Source organism: Chryseobacterium sp. BGA-UO-ETr-SB22, assembly GCF_059567885.1.
Genome location: NZ_JCAQOV010000005.1, coordinates 2391994 through 2414625 on the forward strand (window position 1 = coordinate 2391994; position 22632 = coordinate 2414625).

Annotated in this window: 16 protein-coding genes; 9 read left to right on the plus strand and 7 right to left on the minus strand. The window is 37.7% G+C overall.

Annotated features, from left to right (window positions below; genetic code table 11):
- Positions 1-48: 48 nt before the first annotated feature.
- The 3 genes from AC57AW_RS18190 to AC57AW_RS18200 all read right to left on the minus strand — a co-directional run bounded on the left by AC57AW_RS18190 (position 49) and on the right by AC57AW_RS18200 (position 1804).
- Positions 49-507, minus strand: coding sequence for a MaoC family dehydratase (locus AC57AW_RS18190; RefSeq protein ID WP_496353011.1), 459 nt, complete (start codon positions 505-507; stop codon positions 49-51).
- Between the two features lie 208 nt (positions 508-715).
- The gene (locus AC57AW_RS18195) at positions 716-910 is read right to left on the minus strand and encodes a cold-shock protein (RefSeq protein ID WP_318848737.1); all 195 of its coding nucleotides are present in this window, start codon (positions 908-910) and stop codon (positions 716-718) included.
- Between the two features lie 108 nt (positions 911-1018).
- Positions 1019-1804: a DEAD/DEAH box helicase gene (locus AC57AW_RS18200; RefSeq protein ID WP_496353012.1), complete on the minus strand. Its 786-nt coding sequence runs from the start codon at positions 1802-1804 to the stop codon at positions 1019-1021.
- A gap of 443 nt (positions 1805-2247) precedes the next feature.
- Here AC57AW_RS18200 and AC57AW_RS18205 point away from each other — a divergent pair, with 443 nt between their 5' ends.
- Together AC57AW_RS18205 and AC57AW_RS18210 are read left to right on the plus strand one after the other, a co-directional pair.
- A complete protein-coding gene (locus AC57AW_RS18205; RefSeq protein ID WP_496353013.1) occupies positions 2248-3195 on the plus strand; it encodes a beta-1,6-N-acetylglucosaminyltransferase in 948 nt (315 codons plus the stop codon).
- Positions 3196-3274: 79 nt separating this feature from the next.
- Positions 3275-4486: a winged helix-turn-helix domain-containing protein gene (locus tag AC57AW_RS18210; RefSeq protein ID WP_496353014.1), complete on the plus strand. Its 1212-nt coding sequence runs from the start codon at positions 3275-3277 to the stop codon at positions 4484-4486.
- Positions 4487-4574: 88 nt separating this feature from the next.
- On the opposite strand, the gene AC57AW_RS18215 is transcribed toward AC57AW_RS18210, so the two are convergent.
- Both AC57AW_RS18215 and AC57AW_RS18220 read right to left on the minus strand, forming a co-directional pair.
- Positions 4575-6083, minus strand: coding sequence for an amidohydrolase family protein (locus tag AC57AW_RS18215; protein ID WP_496353015.1), 1509 nt, complete (start codon positions 6081-6083; stop codon positions 4575-4577).
- A gap of 333 nt (positions 6084-6416) precedes the next feature.
- Positions 6417-7334, minus strand: a complete 918-nt coding sequence (locus AC57AW_RS18220; protein WP_496353016.1) for an SRPBCC family protein — start codon at positions 7332-7334, stop codon at positions 6417-6419.
- 211 nt (positions 7335-7545) lie between these two features.
- Between AC57AW_RS18220 and AC57AW_RS18225 the strand changes: the two genes are divergently transcribed.
- Entirely contained in the window at positions 7546-8550 is a 1005-nt protein-coding gene (locus AC57AW_RS18225) for a GlxA family transcriptional regulator (protein WP_496353017.1), read from the plus strand.
- Positions 8551-8585: 35 nt separating this feature from the next.
- Here the strand turns inward: AC57AW_RS18225 and AC57AW_RS18230 are convergent, their stop codons facing one another.
- Together AC57AW_RS18230 and AC57AW_RS18235 are read right to left on the minus strand one after the other, a co-directional pair.
- Complete coding sequence (locus AC57AW_RS18230; RefSeq protein WP_496353018.1) at positions 8586-9506, minus strand: AraC family transcriptional regulator; 921 nt, start codon at positions 9504-9506, stop codon at positions 8586-8588.
- 337 nt (positions 9507-9843) lie between these two features.
- Positions 9844-10755, minus strand: coding sequence for an SDR family oxidoreductase (locus AC57AW_RS18235; RefSeq protein WP_496353019.1), 912 nt, complete (start codon positions 10753-10755; stop codon positions 9844-9846).
- Between the two features lie 217 nt (positions 10756-10972).
- Here AC57AW_RS18235 and AC57AW_RS18240 point away from each other — a divergent pair, with 217 nt between their 5' ends.
- The 6 genes from AC57AW_RS18240 (at position 10973) to AC57AW_RS18265 (ending at position 22541) form a co-directional block, all read left to right on the plus strand.
- Entirely contained in the window at positions 10973-11407 is a 435-nt protein-coding gene (locus tag AC57AW_RS18240; RefSeq protein ID WP_496353020.1) for a hypothetical protein, read from the plus strand.
- A 105-nt stretch (positions 11408-11512) separates the two neighbouring features.
- Positions 11513-12598 carry an efflux RND transporter periplasmic adaptor subunit gene (locus AC57AW_RS18245; protein ID WP_318848747.1) on the plus strand — a complete coding sequence of 362 codons (1086 nt, stop codon included), beginning with the start codon at positions 11513-11515 and terminating at the stop codon, positions 12596-12598.
- Between the two features lie 15 nt (positions 12599-12613).
- Positions 12614-15775 carry an efflux RND transporter permease subunit gene (locus AC57AW_RS18250; RefSeq protein WP_496353021.1) on the plus strand — a complete coding sequence of 1054 codons (3162 nt, stop codon included), beginning with the start codon at positions 12614-12616 and terminating at the stop codon, positions 15773-15775.
- The gene (locus AC57AW_RS18255; RefSeq protein ID WP_496353022.1) at positions 15768-17237 is read left to right on the plus strand and encodes a TolC family protein; all 1470 of its coding nucleotides are present in this window, start codon (positions 15768-15770) and stop codon (positions 17235-17237) included. Before AC57AW_RS18250 ends, AC57AW_RS18255 begins: the two co-directional genes overlap by 8 nt.
- An 875-nt stretch (positions 17238-18112) precedes the next feature.
- Positions 18113-21067 carry a SusC/RagA family TonB-linked outer membrane protein gene (locus tag AC57AW_RS18260; RefSeq protein ID WP_496353023.1) on the plus strand — a complete coding sequence of 985 codons (2955 nt, stop codon included), beginning with the start codon at positions 18113-18115 and terminating at the stop codon, positions 21065-21067.
- A gap of 10 nt (positions 21068-21077) precedes the next feature.
- On the plus strand, positions 21078-22541 hold the full coding sequence (locus tag AC57AW_RS18265; RefSeq protein WP_496353024.1) for a RagB/SusD family nutrient uptake outer membrane protein: 1464 nt from the start codon (positions 21078-21080) through the stop codon (positions 22539-22541).
- Positions 22542-22632 lie beyond the last annotated feature (91 nt).

The following is a 22632-nucleotide window of genomic DNA, read 5'->3' on the forward strand; positions in this document are numbered from 1 at the left end:
AATGATGCTTTTTTATTGATAAAGCATTAACAATTTAAAAATTGAGGATCAGGAAAAGTGATAAAGGAAAACCACATCACCTGTATAAGCAGGTTTTATATGATCTTTAATGAGCAGTTTGGCTTCAACTACTGCCTTTACAGTTCCTTTGAGATTGATTACAGATTTTACCGTTGCCTGAAGCTTTACTTCACTATCTACCGGAACAGCATCTCCGAATTTAAGATTCTCAATTCCGTAATTGATTTCCATTTTTACATTCCGGACATCTGCAATCTGTTTCCAGAGATAAGGAATCAATGATAATGTCAAATAACCATGAGCAATGGTTGATTTAAAAGGACCTTCTTTTTCTGCCCTTTCTTTATCTGTATGAATCCACTGATTGTCTAAAGTAGCATCTGCAAATCTGTTGATCTGATCCTGATCTATTGTATGCCAGGCAGAATCTCCTATCACCTGTCCTTCAAGAGACTTATACTCATCAAAATTATTGATAACAATCATATTATTTTCTGAACCTTTTGAGGGATTAAAATATTTACAGCTGACATCACCACACTGTAATAATTGTAAATTAAGTCTGCATATTTCTTATACTTTTCAAACAACAGATCCTGATACCAGGTTCCATGGGTTTTGAATGTGCATAAAAAATATGAGACTTAATATGGGAAGGAATGTTATTGTAATATTCCTGCAAGCAAGACTTTAATTATGCTAACTTTACGTTAACAGCATTTAAGCCTTTATCACTTTTTTGTACATCAAAAACTACTTTATCATTTTCACGGATTGATCTTGTAGTTAATCCTGAAGAATGTACAAATATATCTTTACTTCCATCTGCTGGAGTAATAAAACCGAAGCCTTTTGCTTCATTGAAAAATTTTACGGTGCCTTCTTGCATTGTAATTATTATTAAAAAATTGTATATTATAGTCTGTAAACGTTACAGATTCTATTTATAAAAATAGCATTTCTTTCTATTCCGGATTTTCTGAAATGTCCGGAAGTTCTACGGCTGCTGAACCAGTTTATTGGCTACATGTTTAGTACGTGTAAAAACCAATGATCTTATATTTTTTTTCTGCAGTGCATCAGCCTGCACATCTGTTTTCTTTTCTTTTTCTACAAAACAAACCGGCTGCTTAGCCGCCTGCCCTGTTGAAGAAACCGGATTGACAATAACCTCCACAGGATTGTTCAGTATTGTTCCGGCAAAATGTCTTACACTTCCCGGCATTGTTGTAGAAAAAAACAGATTCTGTCTTTTCTGGGGAAGCAGTTTTACCACATTTTTCACATCATTAATGAATCCCATATTAAGCATTTTATCTGCTTTATCTAATACAAATATCTCAATTTTGGAAAGATCAATATGTCTCTGATTCTGCAAATCAAGCAGTCTTCCTGGTGTTGCCACAAGAATATCTACTCTTTTTCTCAGCGCTGCAAGCTGGCTTCCAATGGGAATACCTTCATAAACGGAAAGTTGAGACAAAGGTAAGTATTTACTGTAAATACCAAGATTTTCTTCTAGCTGTATAGCCAATTCCGATGTTGGTGTAAGTATTAGAATTCGTATTTCTTTATGTTCCGGAGTATGTCTTTTCAGCAGTTGCAAAATAGGCATCACAAATGCTGCTGTTTTTCCTGTACCAGACTGAGCAGATCCTACAACGTCTCTTCCTTCTAAAATAGGAGGAACAGCGTTACACTGTATTTCAGTAGGTTTGGAATATCCGCTTTCTGTCACTGCACGGATAATAGGATTAATTAAATTTAAATTTTTAAAATTCATTATAAATTCCGGTTTTCCGGTATTTTGTAAGCAAATCTGTTAACCAGAATTTGAGTTCTTATATGGTAAGGATAAACAAATAAAGAATATTCTTTTCTGCTCATCTTTTTCTTGTTTTGGCAACAATAATCCTTTAACATATTACGGATTATTCAGCCATGACGCATCGCTCCTCTACAATAGAACTTTATAATCTCAGATTTCTGCCTAGGAAACAAAGACTATAAATTGGTAGCTGAAAAAGCAAAACTGAAAGAAAAAAATGTGATTTTAAACTATTACAGAATAGCAAAGGCAGTGACCTGTTTTATAAATGTTCTGCAAAAATACAATAAAAAAAACAAACACAATTCTATTTAATTGATTGATTATCAAAAAATTATTCTTACCTTCTAGCAATTAACAAATTGTTTGCCAGCGCTGATGATTTTAAACTCCTAATCATGCAAACCTCTGCTCCTACAGCAAAACCTTACCCCAAAACGCTAGAATCACATACAGGCCCGCATGTAAGGATAGCTTATTTCATTATGCTACATCATAAACCTGAAGTATTTAAGGAAATGTTTCAGAAGATTTATACAAGGGATCAGTTTTACCTTATCCATATCGACAGAAAAGCTAAGCCCGATTTCATTGAAAAAATACAGCTCTATATAGTTCAGTTTCCCAATGTCTATATTCTGGACAGCCTGAATATTGTTTCGGGAGGCTTCAATATGGTACAGGCAGAGTTGAATGCTATGGAATTCCTTTTAAATGTAAGTAAAGAATGGGATTATTTTATTAATCTAAGCGGCGAAGATTATCCTCTGAAATCACAAAATATCATCCGTCAATTTCTTTCCGTCAATAAAGACAGAAATTATCTTTTTTATTACGACCAGAAATTTTACAGACCGGATACTCTGCAAAGAATACAAAATTATTTCACAGAACTGGCCCATGTGATCTCCTCTTTCATTCACAAAAGAGCATTCATGAATGATGTGATCCCTTTTATCGGCGGAAAATGGTTTATTTTCACAAGAGAAACCTGCGTATTTTTAACCAATAATACCACTGTACTGGATTTTGAAGATTATTATCTTCATACTTTTTTACCAGCAGAATCATTTTTTCAGACTGTTCTTATGAATACCTCATTTAATGATATCATCATCAATGATGATAAAAGAGCGGTACTTGAGAAATCAATTTTTCAAAATACACAGGCTACCTTCAATTATATTGAATCCTTAAAATCCGGAAATCAACTTTTTATCAGAAAGGTAAACGGCAAAACTGATGAAAATATCAGGAAATACATTGAAGAAAGTTTTCATCTTCCTTTACCTTATGTGGATGAAATTGAAAGGGAATTGAAAAGGGACAACGACCAGAACAACTGATTCTTCACCTTACTGCTATTTGGTCAAATCATTATATTTGAAAAAAAATCCTCAAACCTGTTTGCTTTGAATTTAACATATGGAAAAGAAGTTGTCATTGAAGCACTTAAAGCTTACAACATTAGATCGTCAGGGATTAACACAAAACACACCGTTCGGAACCGGAAAAGAAGCGGTTCTGAATGCATTGAAGCATCTCGGATACCTACAGATTGATACACTTTCTATGGTGGAACGCGCCCATCATCATACGCTTTGGACGAGAATCCCGGACTTTCAGGCAAATTATCTGGAAGAACTGGTAGAAGAACGTCAGGTATTTGAATATTGGTTTCATGCTGCATCCTATCTTCCTATGCAGGATTTCAGGTATGTTTTGCCCCAAATGCTGAGCATCAAACGTGGAGAATCCCGTTACTACAATGCAGACCCGAAAGTAATGGAATATGTCACAGACACCATCCGCAATGAAGGTCCTAAACGGGCAAGAGATTTCGAAAATGAAAGCCATAAAACAGGAACCTGGTGGAACTGGAAGCCTGCAAAACTAGCTCTTGAAAGACTTTTCATGCAGGGATACCTGATGATCAGCGGACGTTCCGGGATGCAGAAAACATATGATCTGGCTGAAAGAGTCTTGCCATCTTCCATTGATACTACGGAACCTACTCCATTTGAGCTGGCGGAATATCTGGTAACAACCAACCTGCGCGCTTATGGATTTACTACGGTAAAACAAATTACCCATCTTCGTAAAGGAAATGATTTGAAAAAGAATGTCAATGAAGTATTGCAGAATATGTTGGAAGAAGAGAGAATTTCGAAAGTCAAGGTTGATGGAGGAAATTTTGTTTTTGTTCAAAATGATCTGCTGGAAAAAACCTTTGATCAGACAGACTCCAATGTATGGCTGCTGTCACCGTTTGATAATTCTATTATTCACCGTGACCGGATCAAGCAGATTTTTGATTTTGATTTCCGGCTGGAATGCTATACTCCAAAGGAAAAAAGACAGTATGGCTATTTCTGTCTGCCGATCCTTTTCGGTGATCAGTTTATCGGAAGGGTTGACTGTAAAGCGCACAGAAAGGAAAAAAAGTTTGAGCTTATCCATTTGCATATTGAAAACCATACTATAGCTCCTGAAATATGGTTTACACCCTTTGTAGAAACCGTAAAACGTTTTGCTGTCTTTAACGGCTGTGAATCGCTAATGCTGACCAAAGTAAGTCCGCCAAAATTAGGTTCTATGGTCAAAAAGGAATTATCCAGATTAAAGTTTAAAAAATAGCTTCCTTTGATTATATATTCTTCTATTAAAAGACAAATCGCATTATTGGCTTAATAATGCGATTTTATTTTTATCAGGATGCTCCCGATTAGTTTAACTTCTGATTTGTTTTCTGGACAAAATCATTCCATTGCTGATTCAGATAGATTAGTGATTTCTTTTTCTCATTTTCATTCAGAGAAGAATAATTAATAGAATTGAAAACCAATTTTTTCAACGCTTTTACGTCCAGTTCCCAATACACCAGCGCTACCCAAAAATCGTAGCTAAGACCTGTATATCCGTATACTGATGGATCATCACTGCTGATGGAACACTGTATTCCATTGCTCATTAATACTCTGGCAGGATGGTTTCTAAAGTCACTTACATACCCCAGGACCTGATTACTGATGGGACTTACTTCAACCAGTTTATTCTGCTTTCTGATCTGCTCCATTGTTTTTGGAAAATAAATAAGATTCAGTCCGTGACCAATTCTTTTGTTGTTTAGTAAAGCAACATCCAGAACATTTTTATTCAGAGCAGAGTTACTTTCTCCGGCATGAAGAAAAAGAGGAAGTTCCACGCCGTACTTTTTATTAAGCTCGTTCAGTTTTGCCCAGTTCTTCTCAAAAAAACTGATGTTATGTCCTGCAGCTTCATCTGCTACAAGGTCAAAACCTGAGATCATATCCGGAAATTCTTTCTTCATCTGAAATGCTGTTTCCAACTGTTTTCCAATACTTTCATTATCCAGGAATTTAAAGCTTGAATAGATGAGTTTCAGAGTGAACTGCGGATCAGACTTGTGTACTTCTTTAAGAATATCCTGCAGATCTGTGATGGAGGTATTCAACGGGTATTTCCCATGCTGGAAATCATAAAGCTCGTCAAAAATATATCTGATTTCTACATGCTGTACTTTATCTTTGATCAAATCCTGGAATCCTTTCAAATAATATTCTTTAAAGAAAGGACGATAAGGAAGCAGCAGATTGATACGCTTAAAACGTTTTTCAAATTCAATCCAATAATCTGTGTAAGAACATAAGTTATCACGTTTCAGAGTAAGAAGATCTTGCAGTTCTTTTTCAAAATCCGGGTTTGAACTCAGTTTTTTATCAAGACTGACAAATCCGTTCGGCACTTTTCCTTTTTCAAAAAAAGCCAGCTGTCCGAAAATGAACTGATCATTATCTTTCTGATCGTAAACGTAGCATTCCTGGTATTTTCTCGCAGCCGAAATGATCCATTTCACTTCCGTTATCCCTCCGCTGTGGGTATGCAGCAATCCTCCTTTCGGCATGTTCTGTAAGACTTCATACAGCTTACTGCCTTCTATTAATGGTTTTATTTCATAAAAAGAACTGTTGTATAAAGATATTTTTTTGGATTCTGTTTTACTCAGAAACTGCTTGCGCACCTGAAATATCTTTTTATCCAAAGCTGTTTCAGCATCAGACAGTTTTATATCAGCATCAAATGCCATATCCTGATTTTCTTTCTCTGACGATTTCCAATTCTGCTGGTAAGCAGATATTTCGGTCACTTTATTTTGTCCCCAAAATAAAGGTGCTCCCAAAAGTGCTATATAAGTAAGGTATTTTTTCATCATACTATTGGTGTGGTTTTCTACAATTGTTATCCTTTATCGCCCTTGATAAAGAATTGTGCAGATAAAATAATTACCAAAAATATAATTAATTTTTCTGTAAAAGAACACCAATTTCATTAAGAATGATGAGAATTATCAATTTTTTAAATTTCAGAAACAGTTTTTCAAAGTCCGCAGCCAATGCAATTCACTGAGTTACAAAAACAATCTTACTTAAAAGGCTGCCTTACCTGAAAGACAGCCCTATTTTATTATTTTTTTATCAAAACGATAAGAATCATCTATTTTTAGACATCCTGACAATCGGGAATAAGATAATTATTGAGTACATCATTAATTTATTTTATCAAAATCCGGATAAGGAAAGCCCTTTCCGGTTTCGCAGAGAGATTTTAGACTTCTGAAAAATAAGGCCCAATCAAAGCTGCAGGATGCAAATTCTGAATTGTACGATTTCCAGCCATCATGATGGAATAATAAAATACAACCTTTCTTATGCGGTTCCAATTCAAAAGTAAGAGTTGTACCAATCCAATCTTCAAATCCTTTGACGCAACGCCATTTCACCAGACTATAAGGCTTCAGATCGACAACTTCCATATTTTTAAAATAATCAGGACCAAAACCAAACCTTAATATACTCCCAATCTCAGCTTTGGCTTCCGTATCTGGAGTCCACCATCCGGCTAATCCTTCCTGGGTAGTGATGGCTTCATATACTTTTTCCACTGGTACGGTAATGAGCAATCTATGATAAATGCTTTTAGTATCTGTATTTATTTCCTGATGATCAGGTGCTGTAAAATCTTCTTTGGGAGTTGCCTTACCCTGCCCTGTTGTGATAAGAGATTTCAAACTGTCCTGAATATAATGAGTCCAGGCGTCATGACAGACTTCATAACATTCGCCTTCAGGAACCAGCCCCTGATGCGTAAATATCAATTCTGTTTTCCCCTCTTTTTCATGGATATCAAAGATGATATGAGTGTTTACCCACTCTGTTTTATCTTCAATAAAGTTAAAATCATTATCCAGAACATGCCACACCACTCTGGTATTGGGCTGTAGTTCTGTAATTTTTATCTTACAGCGATGCACATCCCGGTAATGATAGAAAAATTCGCTGTTCAGTATAGAGGTAGATCCTTCAATATTTTCAGACCACCAGCCCCGGACATTATTAACGGCATCAAATATCTGTTGTGGCATGGCATCAACGGTAATACTTGTTGTAAAATCCTGTGATTTCATAATTTTATTTGTTATTAGTGTTAATTATTACTTTTCGATAATCCTTTCGGATTGTAATATCTTATTTCAAAGGTAAGGACATAGAAATACCTGTAAGGGGTGTAAAATAGACATTATAAGAGGTTGATCCGGACATCTTATTTTTTTATATTTGTATGATACAGATGAGGTTACAACCAGCACAGTTTATTCCACCATTAAATTTTGCGATATGAAACATTTAACCATATTAGTTCCCGATGCGCAGACAGCACCCAATACATTATCCTGCATTATAGGAACCTACCATATTTTTACGGAAGCCAACAGGTATTACAACCACAATAATAAAGATACGGTTTTCACCATCGAACTTGCAGGAGTTTCTGAGCATTCTGATTTTGTAAATGGCTTACTTACGGTGATCCCGCAAAAAAATATTGCAGCCATCCGGAAAACCGATCTGATTGTCATCCCTGCCATTGCTCCGAATTTCACAAAAATAGAAGACCAAAATACAGCACTTGTCCATTGGATATCAGACCAATACAAAAAGGGAGCGGATGTAGCCAGCATGTGTACAGGAGCTTATATATTGGCTTCTACAGGGCTTCTGGATTCAAAAAGCTGTTCCATCCACTGGAATACGGTTGCTAATTTTAAAAAGCTGTTTCCCAAAGTGAATGTAAGGGCAGAAAAAATCATTACGGATGAACACGGTATTTATACGAATGGCGGAGGCTATTCTTTCTTAAACCTTCTTCTTTATCTGGTTGAAAAATATTATGACAGGCAAACGGCTATTTATTGTTCCAAGATATTTCAAATTGATATCGACAGAGAAACGCAGTCGGATTTCATCATCTTTAACGGGCAGAAATCGCATGGTGATGAAATGATTATCCAGGCTCAGGAATACATTGAAAAGAATTTCTCTGAGAAAATATCCATGGAAGAGCTTTCCAGAAAATTGACGGTCGGAAGACGTAGTTTTGACCGCAGATTTATAAAAGCAACCGGTAATACCCCTCTTGAATATCAGCAAAGGGTAAAGATAGAATCTGCTAAAAAAGAACTGGAAGTCTCCAGGAAAACCATCAATGAAGTCATGTATGAAGCTGGATATTCTGATGTAAAAGCCTTTCGTGAAATATTCCGCAGAATTACGGGGTTATCCCCTATTGAATACCGGAACAAATACAATAAAACAGGTAGTAAATCCAAACAGCATTATTGATTATAATAATGCTGTCTGAATCTTATTTTTCTATTCTACTGAAAAGAAGTTCTAAACTCCAGCGGAGAAAGCCGGGTTTTATTTTTAAACAATTTTGTAAAAGATTGCGGATGCTCAAAGCCCAGTTCATAAGCAATTTCACTTACTGAAAGATCTGTTGTAGAGAGTTTTTGTTTCGCTTTTTCAATCAATTTATCATGAATAAACTGCTGAGTGCTTTGTCCGGTAAGAGTCGTCAACAAGCGGCTAAGGTAATTGGGTGAGATCCCAAGCTCTTTGGCCGTAAACTGTACCGTGGGCAATCCTTTTGAAATCAAATCATTATCATTGAAATAATCAGATAATAAAGTTTCTAACCGGTTCAGAATAGTATGATTGGCTATTTTCCTGGTGATAAACTGCCTTTCGTAAAACCTTTCGGAGTAATTGAGCAGTGTTTCAATATGGGAGATGATAATATTCTGACTGAATTTATCAATCGCCGCATGATATTCCTGTTCAATATTTTCTATAATTCCATTGATGATAAGCTCTTCTTTTTTTGAAAGAAACAACGCTTCATTCACTGAATAGTCGAAAAAGTCATATTGTTTTATGATTTTCGCCAATGAAGTATACCACAGAAAATCAGGGTGAATCAACAGCATCCAACCGGATTGTTTCTCCTGCAGAGTTGCATTTGCCTCAATTCTGAAAACCTGATTCGGAGAAATAAAAAACAGAGTTCCTTCGTCAAAATCATATTCCTGCTGGCCATATTTCAGCTTGCCATTCATTCCTATTTTTAAAGAAATCTGGTAAAAATCCAGCATCCAATTAACTTCTCCGATATCCGCTGGCCGTTTAACATCTTTGTAGTCAATTACACTGATGAGCGGGTGTTCAGGAGGTGGTAATCCTCTTGAGCGGTGAAATTCTGTGATGGTTTTTATTCTTTTTGTGACCCGTTGTTCCATACTATAAATTTACAAATTGTTTTACAAGTTATTAAACCACAAGGAGCACAGATTTTTACAGATGGTGTGGTTAATATTTTACATTTTTTTTTAAACTTATGTGAACTTACTCTGTGCAAGAATATTCTCTAAAGCTACTAAAGTGTTTAAAACTTTGTGACTTTTGTGGTTTTATTTCCCACAGATCTCACAGATTTCCACAGATGTTTGCGGTTAATATAGCGCCCTATAAAAAATCAAAGATTTTAAAAAGCTTATGTGTGCTTACTCTACGCAAGAATATTCTCTAGAGCTAATAAAGTGTTTAAAAACTTTGTGACTTTTGTGGTTCACTATTTTACACCTCTTCATTTTGATAAGCAGCAGCAAATTCCTTTGCAAAATCTTCCAGTTTCACTTCCCCCAAGACAGGCTGATGCTGATAGTAATCTTCATACAAAATTCCGCTTCCCTGACTTGCCTGTGTTTCTACAAAACCTTTGGCCACCTGCTCATTGAAACCAATGTGAAGCCAGTTTTCCAATAATTCTTGATCTGAAATTACTTTCCACTCCAGATCTACCTTACCAATTGACTCTCCCAAAGCTTTTGCAATTTCATTAGGAGAAACCTCATCACTGGCCACGTACCGTATCGTTCTCCCATCAAATGGCTTTTCAATTTCCTCAGCTACAGCGTCTGCAATATCCAGCGGAGAAACCCAAGGTTCTTTCTGATCGCCACCCCAGTTGGAAATAATAGCACCTTTATTTTTTATGGTAGGGATGAACGAAAACATATTGAAGTAAATCCCGACAGGACGAATGAATTTAATCGCAATATCATCCGGAAGCTCCTTCAGAATCTGTTCTACATGATGATGAAATACAATAATACCCATCCCTTTATTTGTATGGGCACCAATACTGCTGAGATGGACAATCTTTTTTACTCCTGAGCGTTCCACGGCAGTTTTGTAATGGCGGCCGATTTCACTGATCTTTCCGATAAAATCAATGCTTTTATCAAACATATCTCCTGCCGCTTCCATTGTTTCCATTAAATAAACAATGTCTGCACCTGTAAATGTTTCGGTGAGAAAGTCTACATCAAACATACTTCCTATAGCAGCTTTTGCTCCCAGCACTTCAATAGCGGCCCTTCTGTCCCCATTACTGCTGATCACTGTTACTGAGTGTCCTTTTTGTACCAATTCTTTTGTAAGCGGGTTCCCGATGTTCCCGATGGAACCTGTTAAAACAATATTCATTTCTTTAATTTTTTGTTGGTGTAAAATTCCGAAATGCATCTAAAGAAGACTTCACCGGATCTATCTTCTTCTTAGCCAAAAAAGACAATTTGTGAAATAGATGTATTTTTTTCAATAAACAAGCTCTTTTTAACACTTTTTTAATCCAGAACGGTTGCACTTATTTTGAAGTTTACCTACCTTTGCCTCTGGGATGCGGAAAAGATTTCATCAATATTTGTACAGCTTGTTATTTGCTTTACTTACCGTTTTAGGTTGGTATTACGGGCAAATTCAACAGTATATCTCAACTAATACTCTTTCCGACCTTCATTTTACCGCTGACCTTCTGGTTCACCAGAAAAAAAGCATCGAAGAATCTTTTGCGTTTCTTACAAACCAGGAAGCCAATGATGCTTATCATATCAGCCATCCCCGCTACAACAAAATCAGAGCTAATCTTTCTGAAAACGAAAACGAGAATGACGAAAATGTAGAAACATCAGGCTCTACAGAACTTCTGGCACTTTTTAAAGATGGCTTCTGGCATCTGATCTCCGGCTTCGTCACTACATTTCACGACAGACAAATTGCTGTTTCACTCGCTCAATCAGAGCATTTAAAGCCTTTATATGATGATCTGTATATCCAATACAGGGTCATCAGACTGTGATTTTATAATATTTTTTTCGAAAATTCTTATATGCTTTCAAATTTTGTTTGAGAGCAGGTAACTCTATTTTTTCAATTATAAATTATTATAAAACAATATATTATCATGGTCAAGAAAAGTCTCATGTATATCAACCTGTGCCTTATTTTCTTGTTTGCAGGCTGCCAATCTGAAAAAACAGAAAAAACAGAAGCAGCGTCATTCAACGTTACAAGCCCACTTATAAAAGATACTTTAGTCAACAAAGATTATGTTGCACAAATCCGTTCTATCAATCATATTGAGCTTCGTGCCCAGGAAAGAGGATACATTCAGTCTATTTATGTGGATGAAGGACAATTCGTTCAGAAAGGACAGCTGCTGTTCAAAATCATGCCTAATCTTTATGAATCTGATGTAAACCGCGCAAAAGCAGAATCCAAATATGCACAGATAGAATATCAGAATACCAAAAACCTTTCCGACAAAAACATTGTTGCTCCACAGGAAATGGCAATGGCTAAAGCGAAGTATGAAAAAGCCCAGGCAGAACTTGCTTCAATGAATACGCATTTAAAATTCACAGAAATCCGTGCTCCTTTTACCGGAATTGTAGGAAAATTACACGTTAGAAAAGGAAGCCTTGTGGATGAAGGAGAACTGGTAACTGAGCTTTCCGACAACAGCAAAATGTGGGTTTATTTCAATGTTCCGGAAGCTGAATACCTTAATCAAATGGATGCAAAAAAAGATAGTAATCCCATGCACGTCCGCCTGAGAATGGCCAATGGCAAAGAATTCACACAAGACGGTATTGTACAAACTATAGAATCTGATTTTGACAATGAAACAGGAAATATTGCCTACAGAGCAACATTTCCCAACCCTAAAGGACTGTTGAGATACGGGGAAACTGGAAACATCGTCATTACTTCCCCATATGCCAATGCAATGATGATTCCTCAGAAAGCTACTTTCGAAGAGCTGGAAAAGAAATATGTCTATGTGATTGGCAAAGACAGCAAGGTACATGCAAGAGAAATAAAAGTAGCTGCTGAATTACCACATATTTATGTAGTTGCTTCCGGGCTTGCCAAGGATGACAGAATTCTTCTGGAAGGTCTTAGAATGGTACAGGAAAACCAAAAGATAGGATCAAAATACCAAAAGCCTGATAAAGTGATGTCGAACCTGGATCTGTACGCCGAATAACCCAAAAACAGCATTATGTTTAAAAAAGTAATACACCGACCGGTTTTCGCTATCGTAATATCGGTTGTTATTCTGTTTATGGGAGGTATCGCTATGAAACAACTTCCTACTGAGCAGTTTCCTAAAATTGCTCCTACCACTGTAGCTGTGTCTATCGCCTATCCGGGTGCTAGTGCAGACGTACTGGTAAAATCGTCTTTGATTACGATTGAAAATGCCATCAATGGTGTTCAGGGAATGCGTTATATCACTACCGACGCTACAAGTGCCGGAGAAGCTACCGTAAACGTAGTCTTTGATCCCGGAACCGATCCGAACGAAGCAGTAGTTCTGGTAAAAACGAGAGTGGATCAGGTAATGCCTTTACTGCCGGAACTTGTACAGAAAGAGGGAGTTGTAGTCAACCCGATTCAGCCGAGTATGCTGATGTACGTGAATCTTTACAGTACCAATAAAAGCATGGATGAAAAGTTCCTGTATAACTACTCTATGGTGAATATCATTCCGGAAATTAACCGTATTCATGGAATTGCCAAATCTCAGATTCTGGGAAGCCGAAGATATGCAATGCGTATCTGGCTGAATCCTGACCGTATGCGTGCCTATTCTATTTCTGTAGATGAGGTGATGAAAGCCATTGGCGAGCAAAGTATTATCGGACGTCCGGGAAGAATCGGGCAAAGTTCCGGTATTGCAGCCCAGTCACTGGAATATGTACTGACTTACAAAGGACAGTACAATAAGCCGGAAGAATATGAAAATATCATTGTACGTTCTAATGCTGAAGGAGAAAATGTAAAACTGAAAGATATTGCCAAAGTAGAGCTGGGAAGTGAATTTTTTGATATTTATTCCAATCTTGACGGCCATCCTTCAGCCTCTATCGTATTGAAACAAAACTACGGAAGTAATGCCAATGACGTGATCAGAGATGTGAAATCAAAGCTGGCAGAAATGAAAGGAAATTTCCCTCCCGGTGTTGATTATAAGATCAGTTATGACGTTTCGCAGTTCCTTGATGCTTCTATTGAGCAGGTAATGCATACGTTGAGGGATGCATTTATCCTGGTTGCCATTGTAGTTTTTATTTTCCTTGGCGACTGGCGTTCTACCCTGATTCCAATTATTGCTGTACCGGTTTCTTTGATCGGGACTTTCTTTGTCATTCAGTTTTTCGGATTAACGATTAATCTTGTTACCCTTTTTGCATTGGTACTGGCAATCGGAATTGTTGTTGACAACGCTATTGTTGTTATTGAAGCCGTTCACGCCAAAATGGAGGAAAGTGACATCTCGCCTTATAAAGCGGTAAAAGAAGTAATGGGTGAAATTGCCGGCGCTATTATTGCGATTACTGCCGTAATGGTAGCCGTATTTATTCCGATTTCGTTTATGACAGGGCCTGTAGGTACTTTCTATCGTCAGTTTTCTATTACCATGGCCAGTTCTATTGTTATTTCAGCTGTGGTAGCACTTACACTTACTCCTGTTTTAGCAGCAATGCTTTTAAAGAACAACCACGGCAAGCCTAAAAAATCTAATATCTTCACAAAATCTTTAGATGCTTTCAACAGCGGTTTTGATAAAGTGACAGGCAAATACGCTTCATTCCTTAGAAAGATTGTGAACCGAAAAGTGGTGACATGGGGAATTCTGATTGTTTTCTGTGCCGGAATTTTTATCATCAATAAAGTTCTTCCAGGTGGATTTATTCCGAATGAAGATCAGGGAACCATCTATGCTATTATTCAGACACCTCCGGGCTCTACTCTGGAACAGACCAATAAAGTTTCCCGAACCTTGCAGAAAATCTGTATGGGTGTAGACGGTGTAGAATCTGTATCATCACTGGCAGGATATGAAATTATGACGGAAGGACGCGGATCTAATGCCGGTACCTGTCTGATTAATCTTAAAAGCTGGAATGACCGTGAGCATTCGGTAAAAGAAATCATGAAGGAGCTTGAAGAAAAGTCAAAGGATCTGGGAGCAACTATTGAATTCTTTGAACCACCCGCTGTACCGGGATTCGGATCTTCGGGAGGTTTCTCTATGAGATTGCTGGATATGAACAGAACGACCGATTATCAGGAATTTGATAAGGCCAATAAAGACTTTATCGCACAGCTTAAAAAACGTAAAGAACTTTCGGGAACATTTACCTTCTTTGCCGCCAATTATCCTCAGTATGAACTGGTATTTGACAATAATGCTGCGATGCAGAAAGGAGTTTCCATCGGAAAAGCAATGGACAACCTCAACATTCTGATCGGTAGTACCTATGAGCAGGGTTTTATCCGTTTCGGACAGTTCTTTAAAGTATATGTACAGTCATCTCCTGAGTTCAGAAGACTTCCAACAGATATTATGAATCTGTATGTGAAAAATGACCGTGATGAAATGGTTCCTTATTCTGCATTTATGACCATGAAAAAGACTCAGGGACCTAACGAAATTACCCGCTATAATATGTACAACTCTGCTGCCATCCGAGGTCTTCCTGCTGCAGGATATACTACAGCAGATGCCATTCAGGCAATCAATGAAACTGCTGCAAAAACACTTCCTCACGGATATAAAGTAGCGTGGGAAGGATTGTCTTATGATGAAGCTCAGCGTGGTAATGAGGCCATTTATGTATTCCTTGTCGTTCTTGTGTTTGTGTATCTGGTTCTGGCGGCTCAGTATGAAAGTTTCCTTATTCCGTTTGCTGTACTTTGTTCACTTCCGGTGGGAGTTTTCGGATCTTTCTTATTATTAAAAGCAATGGGACTGGAAAATGACATCTATGCACAGGTAGGACTGATTATGATTATCGGATTATTAGGGAAAAACGCAGTTCTTATTGTAGAATTTGCGGTGAAAAGACGCCAGGCAGGTGATTCTATTCTGGAAGCAGCGGTGGAAGGAGCCAAAGCCCGTTTCAGACCGATCCTGATGACTTCATTTGCCTTTATTGCAGGTTTGGTTCCGCTTGTTTTTGCAAGAGGTGCCGGAGCCATCGGAAATCATACCATCGGAGCTTCCTCATTGGGGGGAATGCTGATAGGAACTCTATTCGGAGTTATTGTGATCCCGGGGCTTTACTACATATTTGCCAAATGGTCTGACGGTAAAAAAATGATCAAAGACGAAGATGAATCTCCATTAAGCGAAGACATGATCCATTATGAATAAAAGAAAAATATATCAATATGCAGGTCTGGCAGTCTTCTTATTAAGTCTTACTGCCTGTAAACCTATAGAAATAGCACAACGAACTGAGAATAAAACTATTCCTGAAAAATATGGTTCAGCAGAAAATGATACTATCAATACCGGAAAACTGAAATGGAATGAATATTTCAGCGACCCTCAACTTCAGGAATTGATCAGCCAGGCCCTTCAGAACAATCAGGAACTGAATATTGTTCTTCAGGAAATTGAAATGTCTAAAAATGAAATTAAAGCCCGAAAAGGTGAATATCTTCCATCCGTTGGTTTAAAAGCCGGGGCAGGAGTAGATAAAGTAAGCCGTTATACCAATATGGGTGCTATGGAAGCCAATACGGAAATAGAACCGGGCAGCGAAATGCCTGAGCCTTTGTTTGACTTTGGTGTGGGTGCCCAGGCGAAATGGGAAACAGATATCTGGGGGAAACTTCATAATGCAACCAGAGCACAGGTACAGCGATATCTTGCCAGCATTGAAGGAAAAAATTTCATGACCACCCATCTGATCTCAGAAATTGCCGATTCTTATTATGAATTACTGGCCATGGATAATGAACTTGTTATTTTAAATCAAAATATTAAAATTCAGAATGATGCATTGGAAATTATCAGGGATTTAAAAAAGAATGCCCGTTCCAATGAACTGGCTGTACAGAGATTTGAAGCTCAGGTTTTGAAAACCCAGGGAATGCAGTATGATATTCAGCAAAAAATTGTTGAAACGGAAAACAGAATCAATTTTCTTGTAGGAAGATTTCCTCAGCATGTAGAAAGAAGTCAGAATTCATTTGATTCTGTAGTTCCTCAGGCTGTATATGGCGGCATTCCGTCTGAACTTCTGGAAAACCGTCCGGATATTAAACAGGCTGAGTATGAACTTGCAGCAGCTAAACTTGACATCAAAGCAGCTAAAGCAAGGTTCTACCCTTCTCTTGATCTTTCTGCAGGAGTTGGGTTACAGGCTTTCAATCCTTTGTATATTATCAAGCCTCAGTCGTTTTTGTTTTCTCTTGCGGGAGAACTTACTGCTCCATTGATTAACAGGAGGGCGATTAAAGCTGCTTATTACAATGCCAATGCGAAGCAGATTCAGGCGGTGTATCATTATGAGCAGACAGTTTTGGGAGCTTATATTGAAGTTGCGAATCAGCTGTCCAAAATCCATAATCTGGAAAGTAGTGTGAACATCAAATCGAAGGAAGTGGATGCTTTAACCAAGTCGATTGATATTTCCAACGACCTGTTCAAATATGCCCGTGCTGATTATATGGAAGTTTTGCTGACTCAGCGTGATGCATTGGAATCAAAGTTTGAGCTGGTGGAAAAGAAAGTAAATCAGCTTAAAGCGAGTGTTGCAGTATACAGAGCTTTAGGCGGTGGCTGGGATCAGGCTCCTTTGGCAGTTCCGGATATTAAGAAAGAATAAATCCATATTTTAATCTTGTTTTCATAAGAAGTCTATCGAAAGGTAGGCTTCTTTTTTATAGGCTTTGGCTAAAGCAGATTTTCTCCCATCACAATTCATAACTCATAATTTATAATTTATAATTTATAATTCAAACCATCCCTAGCCCTGATAGCAGCGGTTACCCCACAGCAGGCAATGGATTCAGCCAGGTGCGAGGAGTATGAGCGGATAACAGGATAAAGCTCCTAATGCATTTTCTCATGGCTAACAATGCTATAAAATAAATAAAAGTCTATAAAAACAATAGACTTATTGTGTTAACTTTAATTCACTCCCATAAATATCATTTTTTTATAATTTTTTAACATTTTAAATAATAAATTAATTGATTGATTTACAAATAAATACAATAATTATATTTTGCAACCTTCAATTAGTCTACTAATTTAGTAGGTTAATATGATTTATCTCATATGTTCCTTTTACCGGGGTTCACCATTTATTAAATAATTTTGACCCAGTTAAAAAAATATAAACTTTATTCTCATGAATAAGAACCACTTTGATTCTTACGTATGCACCATCTCGGCAACAGCTCCTACACACCATAAGTGTTCTGCAGAGTCCCGCCTTTCACAGCACACCTGTATTTCTCAAGACATGTGCTTTGATATGATGTGCAAAATGATGATGTCATAACTTTCTAAGAGATACATTCATTACTGTAGGAATGAAAGCCATGAGTTCAAGGCTTCTTTAATCCGGGCACGTCTCCTGTAAATTTTACAATCTATTTCTTATATCCTCCCTGAAAAAGGAGGCAAGGAAATTATTATGGAGTACAGAGAGATCAGCAGTAATACACAGTTCAATTTTAAACCTAGATTAATATAATGAAAAAGAAACAATGTAAACTTGGTGTATTGGCCTTACTCCTATTCGCGGAATATGGCTTTGCCCAAACTAAAGACAGCCTTTCCCAGGAAACTTCAATAAAGGAAGTGGTGGTGATAGCCTTCGGGAAGCAGAAAAAAGAAGAAATCACAGGATCTGTGCAGTCATTAAAGGCAAAAGACCTGTCTAATCTTCAGAATGGAAATATCCTTCAGGGAATTGGAGGAAAAGTAGCGGGGGTACAGGTAATCTCTTCCGGCCAGCCGGGTTCTCAGCCTACCATCAGAATGAGAGGAATAGGTTCCATCAACGCTTCCAGCGACCCGCTGATTGTATTGGATGGTATCCCTTACAGCGGAAACCTGAACAGCATAGCAGCATCAGATATTGAAAGTATTTCTTTTCTGGAAGATGCTTCTTCTAATGCTTTATATGGTTCCAGAGGAGCCAATGGAGTGATTATTGTGAATACAAAAAGAGGAAAGAGTAAAGGGCTGAGTATTGAAGCCGATGTCAGAACTGGTGTCAATTTCAGATCTATTGAGGATTACTCCGTTTATACTTCTCCTCAGGATTATTATACGGCTTATTATAACAGAGCCAGAATTGGCGAAATCGCAAGACTGAAACAACCCGGAGCGGTTCCTTCCGGCACTAGCCCGCATGATGTGGGACTTGCAGCACTGAACAAATTAGGATATAATGTTTATAATACAGCATTTAATCAACTGATTTCAAAGGATGGTTCTTTCAATCCGGATGCACAGCTATTGTATCAGGACAACTGGAAGAAACTGCTTTTCAGACCTTCTTTGCGAAGAGAGGCAACCGTTGGTATCAATGCCAATAGTGATCAGGTAAAATCATACACTTCCCTTAACTATCTGGATGATAAAGGGTATTTAATTTCTTCAGGTTTTGAAAGATTCGGGATAAGATCGAATGTAGATTATTCCATTACATCAAAACTGAAGTTGACCAGTGCGTTGTCTTATACCTACAGTAAGCAGGATTTTGGGGAAACAGGAGGTTTTTCCAACCCTTTCCAGTTTGCCAGAAATATTGCTCCTTTCTATCCTGTTTTCCTTAGAGATAACAATTACCAGAGATTGTATGACAACAATGGAAATGCCTTATACGACTATGGAGACGGACAAGGGCCCAACGGAGCAACAAGATCTTATGCCGTTTTTGAAAATCCTGTCGGTAATCTTCAGAAAGATAAGTCTCAGATCGTCAGCAATATCACTAATCTTAACCTTGGTTTAAATTATGAAATCATCAAAGGACTTGATTTCACATACAACTTCGGAGCCTATCTTGAGAATACCAGAAACCTTCAGTTCGGAAATACGGAAGGAGGAACTTCATCTTCTGTAGGGGGAACTATTTCACAAGGTTCAAATTTTAAATATACCCTGAACCACCAGCAATTGCTTACCTATCAGAAAAAATTGGGAAATCATAGTTTTAATCTTCTTGTAGGGCATGAACTGAACAAGATAAAAGATGATGGTTTTTCAGGATCAAAACAACAGCTTTTATTACCTGACTCTCAGTCTTTTGACAATGCCGTGAAAATTACAGATTTATCAGGAAGCGGCTATGAATATGCTGTGGAAGGATATTTCACAAGGTTACTATATAATTATGACGGGAAGTATTTCTTCAATGCCAATATCCGTAGAGACGGTTCTTCGGTCTTTTCTCCGGAAAGCAGATGGGGAAATTTCTATGGATTGGGCCTGGCCTGGAATATTGCTAAAGAAGATTTCCTTAAGGATAACAGCGTGATCAATTCTTTAAAATTGAAGGCTTCTTACGGCCAGCAGGGAAATGACAACATTCTTTTAGGAGGTTCCAACAGAGATTATTATGCGTATCAGGATATCTACGGAATTAATAATTTCGGGGACGACAAGCCTGTTCTTTCGCTTAAAAAACAAGGTAATAAGGATTTAAAATGGGAAACTTCCAAAAACCTCAATGCCGGTTTTGAATTGTCACTTTTCAAAAACAGAATAACCCTGAATGCTGATTATTTTGAAAGGAAAGTATCGGATATGATCTATACGCTTCCTCTTCCCCCGTCCAATGCGGGCTCTTATGTGAAATATGGAAATATCGGGGATATGACCAACAGAGGGGTTCAGGTCAATTTAAGTATGGATATTCTCCGTAGTGATGAATTCCAGTGGACCTTTTACGCCAATGCTACTCATTATAAAAATAAGATTACAAAATTACCGGCTGAGCAAAGGAATACAGGTTTGGTTTCCGGATTGTTTATCCTTACTGAAGGTGGAGACCGCTATACCTATTTCCTTAAAGAATTTGCAGGGGTAAATCCTGAAAACGGTGACGCTTTATGGTATCGTACTGCATTAAACCCTGTCACTCACCAGGAAGAAAGAACGGTCACCAACAATTATAAGGAAGCTACGGATTATAACACTGGTAAATCAGCCATTCCAAAGGTGTATGGTGGATTCGGAACAGATTTTAGCTATAAGAGATTCAACCTGGCAGTGAATTTTGCGTATCAATTCGGAGGATATGGATATGATGATATTTACAGAAGTTTATTTCATTCTGACAGTTATGGATCTAACTATTCAACGGATCTGGATAAAACATGGACTCCAGAAAATCCGACTGCAACGATGCCGAGAGTAGATCTTACCGCTACAAACCAGAACGGAAATTCAACGCTTTATCTGATTAAGTCGGATTATATCAGCCTTCAGGATGTAACACTCTCCTATCAGCTTCCTGATGGTTTTGCACAGCAGGCAGGTTTATCAGGTCTGAAGATCTATGTAACAGGAAACAATCTGTACCTGTGGTCTAAGAGAAAAGGATATGATCCAAGAGCTTCATTGACAGGAGTTTCTGATGCCTACCGATATTCTCTGCTGTCAAGTGTCTCTTTAGGCTTTAAACTTAATTTTTAAAAGAACAGGAATGAACAAAATAAAATACTTTATAACAGCTGTAACAATTAGTTTGATAACTAACAGCTGTGCTAATGACCTTAATACCTTACCGGAAGGTGATATTTCCGGTGAACAGCTGAATAACGACTCTTCCAGTCCGGAAAAAATCCTCGGAGGAATTTATCTTGATCTTCGAAGCAATGGCGCCGGTGGTACTACCGTTCACTCAGATTTTGGAATTATGGGCATCAAAGCAGGTGCTGACCTGATGTCAAATGACGTCATCCAGTCTACAAACCAGCATCTGGGAATGTTTTATAATTATGAAGCTACCAATGCCAGTAATATTGCTTCTGAAATTGTATGGACCACTTTTTATGCAAGAATATTTGTGATCAATAAGCTTCTTGATGATTTAGATAAAAATGCAAATGCGAAAAACAGAGCGATTGCAGGACAGTTACTGGCTTTGAGAGCGTATTCTTACTTTTATTTGGTCCGTTTTTATGCCAATGATTATAACGGTCATCAGTCTGAACCGGGACTTCCATTGGTGCTTACCGCAAAAAATCCAAGCCAGGGACTTCCAAGATCAACTGTTGCTGAGGTGTATGGGCAAATCAAGAATGATATTGAGGAATCTATTACACTTTTGGACACTTATGCCCGTCCGTCCAGAGCCCAGATCGATAGAAGAACCGCCAAGGCAATTGCCGCTGAAGTATTCCTGGAAACAGGAGATTACATCAAAGCAGCTCAATATGCTGAAGAAAGTAAACAGGGAATTGGTCTTATGACAGAGGATGATTATACTACTACCGGATTTTCCAACATCAATAATCCTGAGGTAATATGGGGTTTTCATAATACAATTTCTACTATGAGTATCGGAAATTATTATGCCTCATTCTTCTCGATGTTTGATAATACCAATGAAGGATATGCGGGAGCTGCACAGATCCGTAAACTGATCGACAAACGTCTTTATGAAGCAATTCTGGAAACAGATTACCGTAAAAAAGTGTTCAATGGCAGTCAGCCTGCAACCTATACTTTTAACGGAAAAACGAAAAATTATCCGCCTTATGTAAGCTGGAAGTTTAAAGATCCTACTCTTTTTGAGGGAGATTATATTTACATCAGAGCTTCCTCATTATATTATGTACAGGCTGAAGCCCTTGCCAAACAGGGAAGAGAAGCGGAAGCAAGACAAATATTATTTGACATTACTTCGAAAAGAGATAAGGCTTATACACTCTCTACAAAGTCAGGCAGTGCGCTTATCAATGAGATCGTTCTTCAGAAGAGGATAGAACTTTGGGGTGAAGGCTACGCGTGGTTTGATATGAAAAGATTAAATGCTCCTTTAGAAAGAGTATACACCGGAACGAATCATACTTTTGGAAGGTTCAATCTTACTCCTGATAAATTCAGATTCCAGATTCCTAATAAAGAGATTAATAATAACCCACAAATCAAACAGAATGAATAGATAAACCTAAAACAATTTTACATTCAAATATATTCAGTGACAAGGCATCATTTACAAGTAAATGGTGCCTTTGTTATTAATTGTAAAGTTG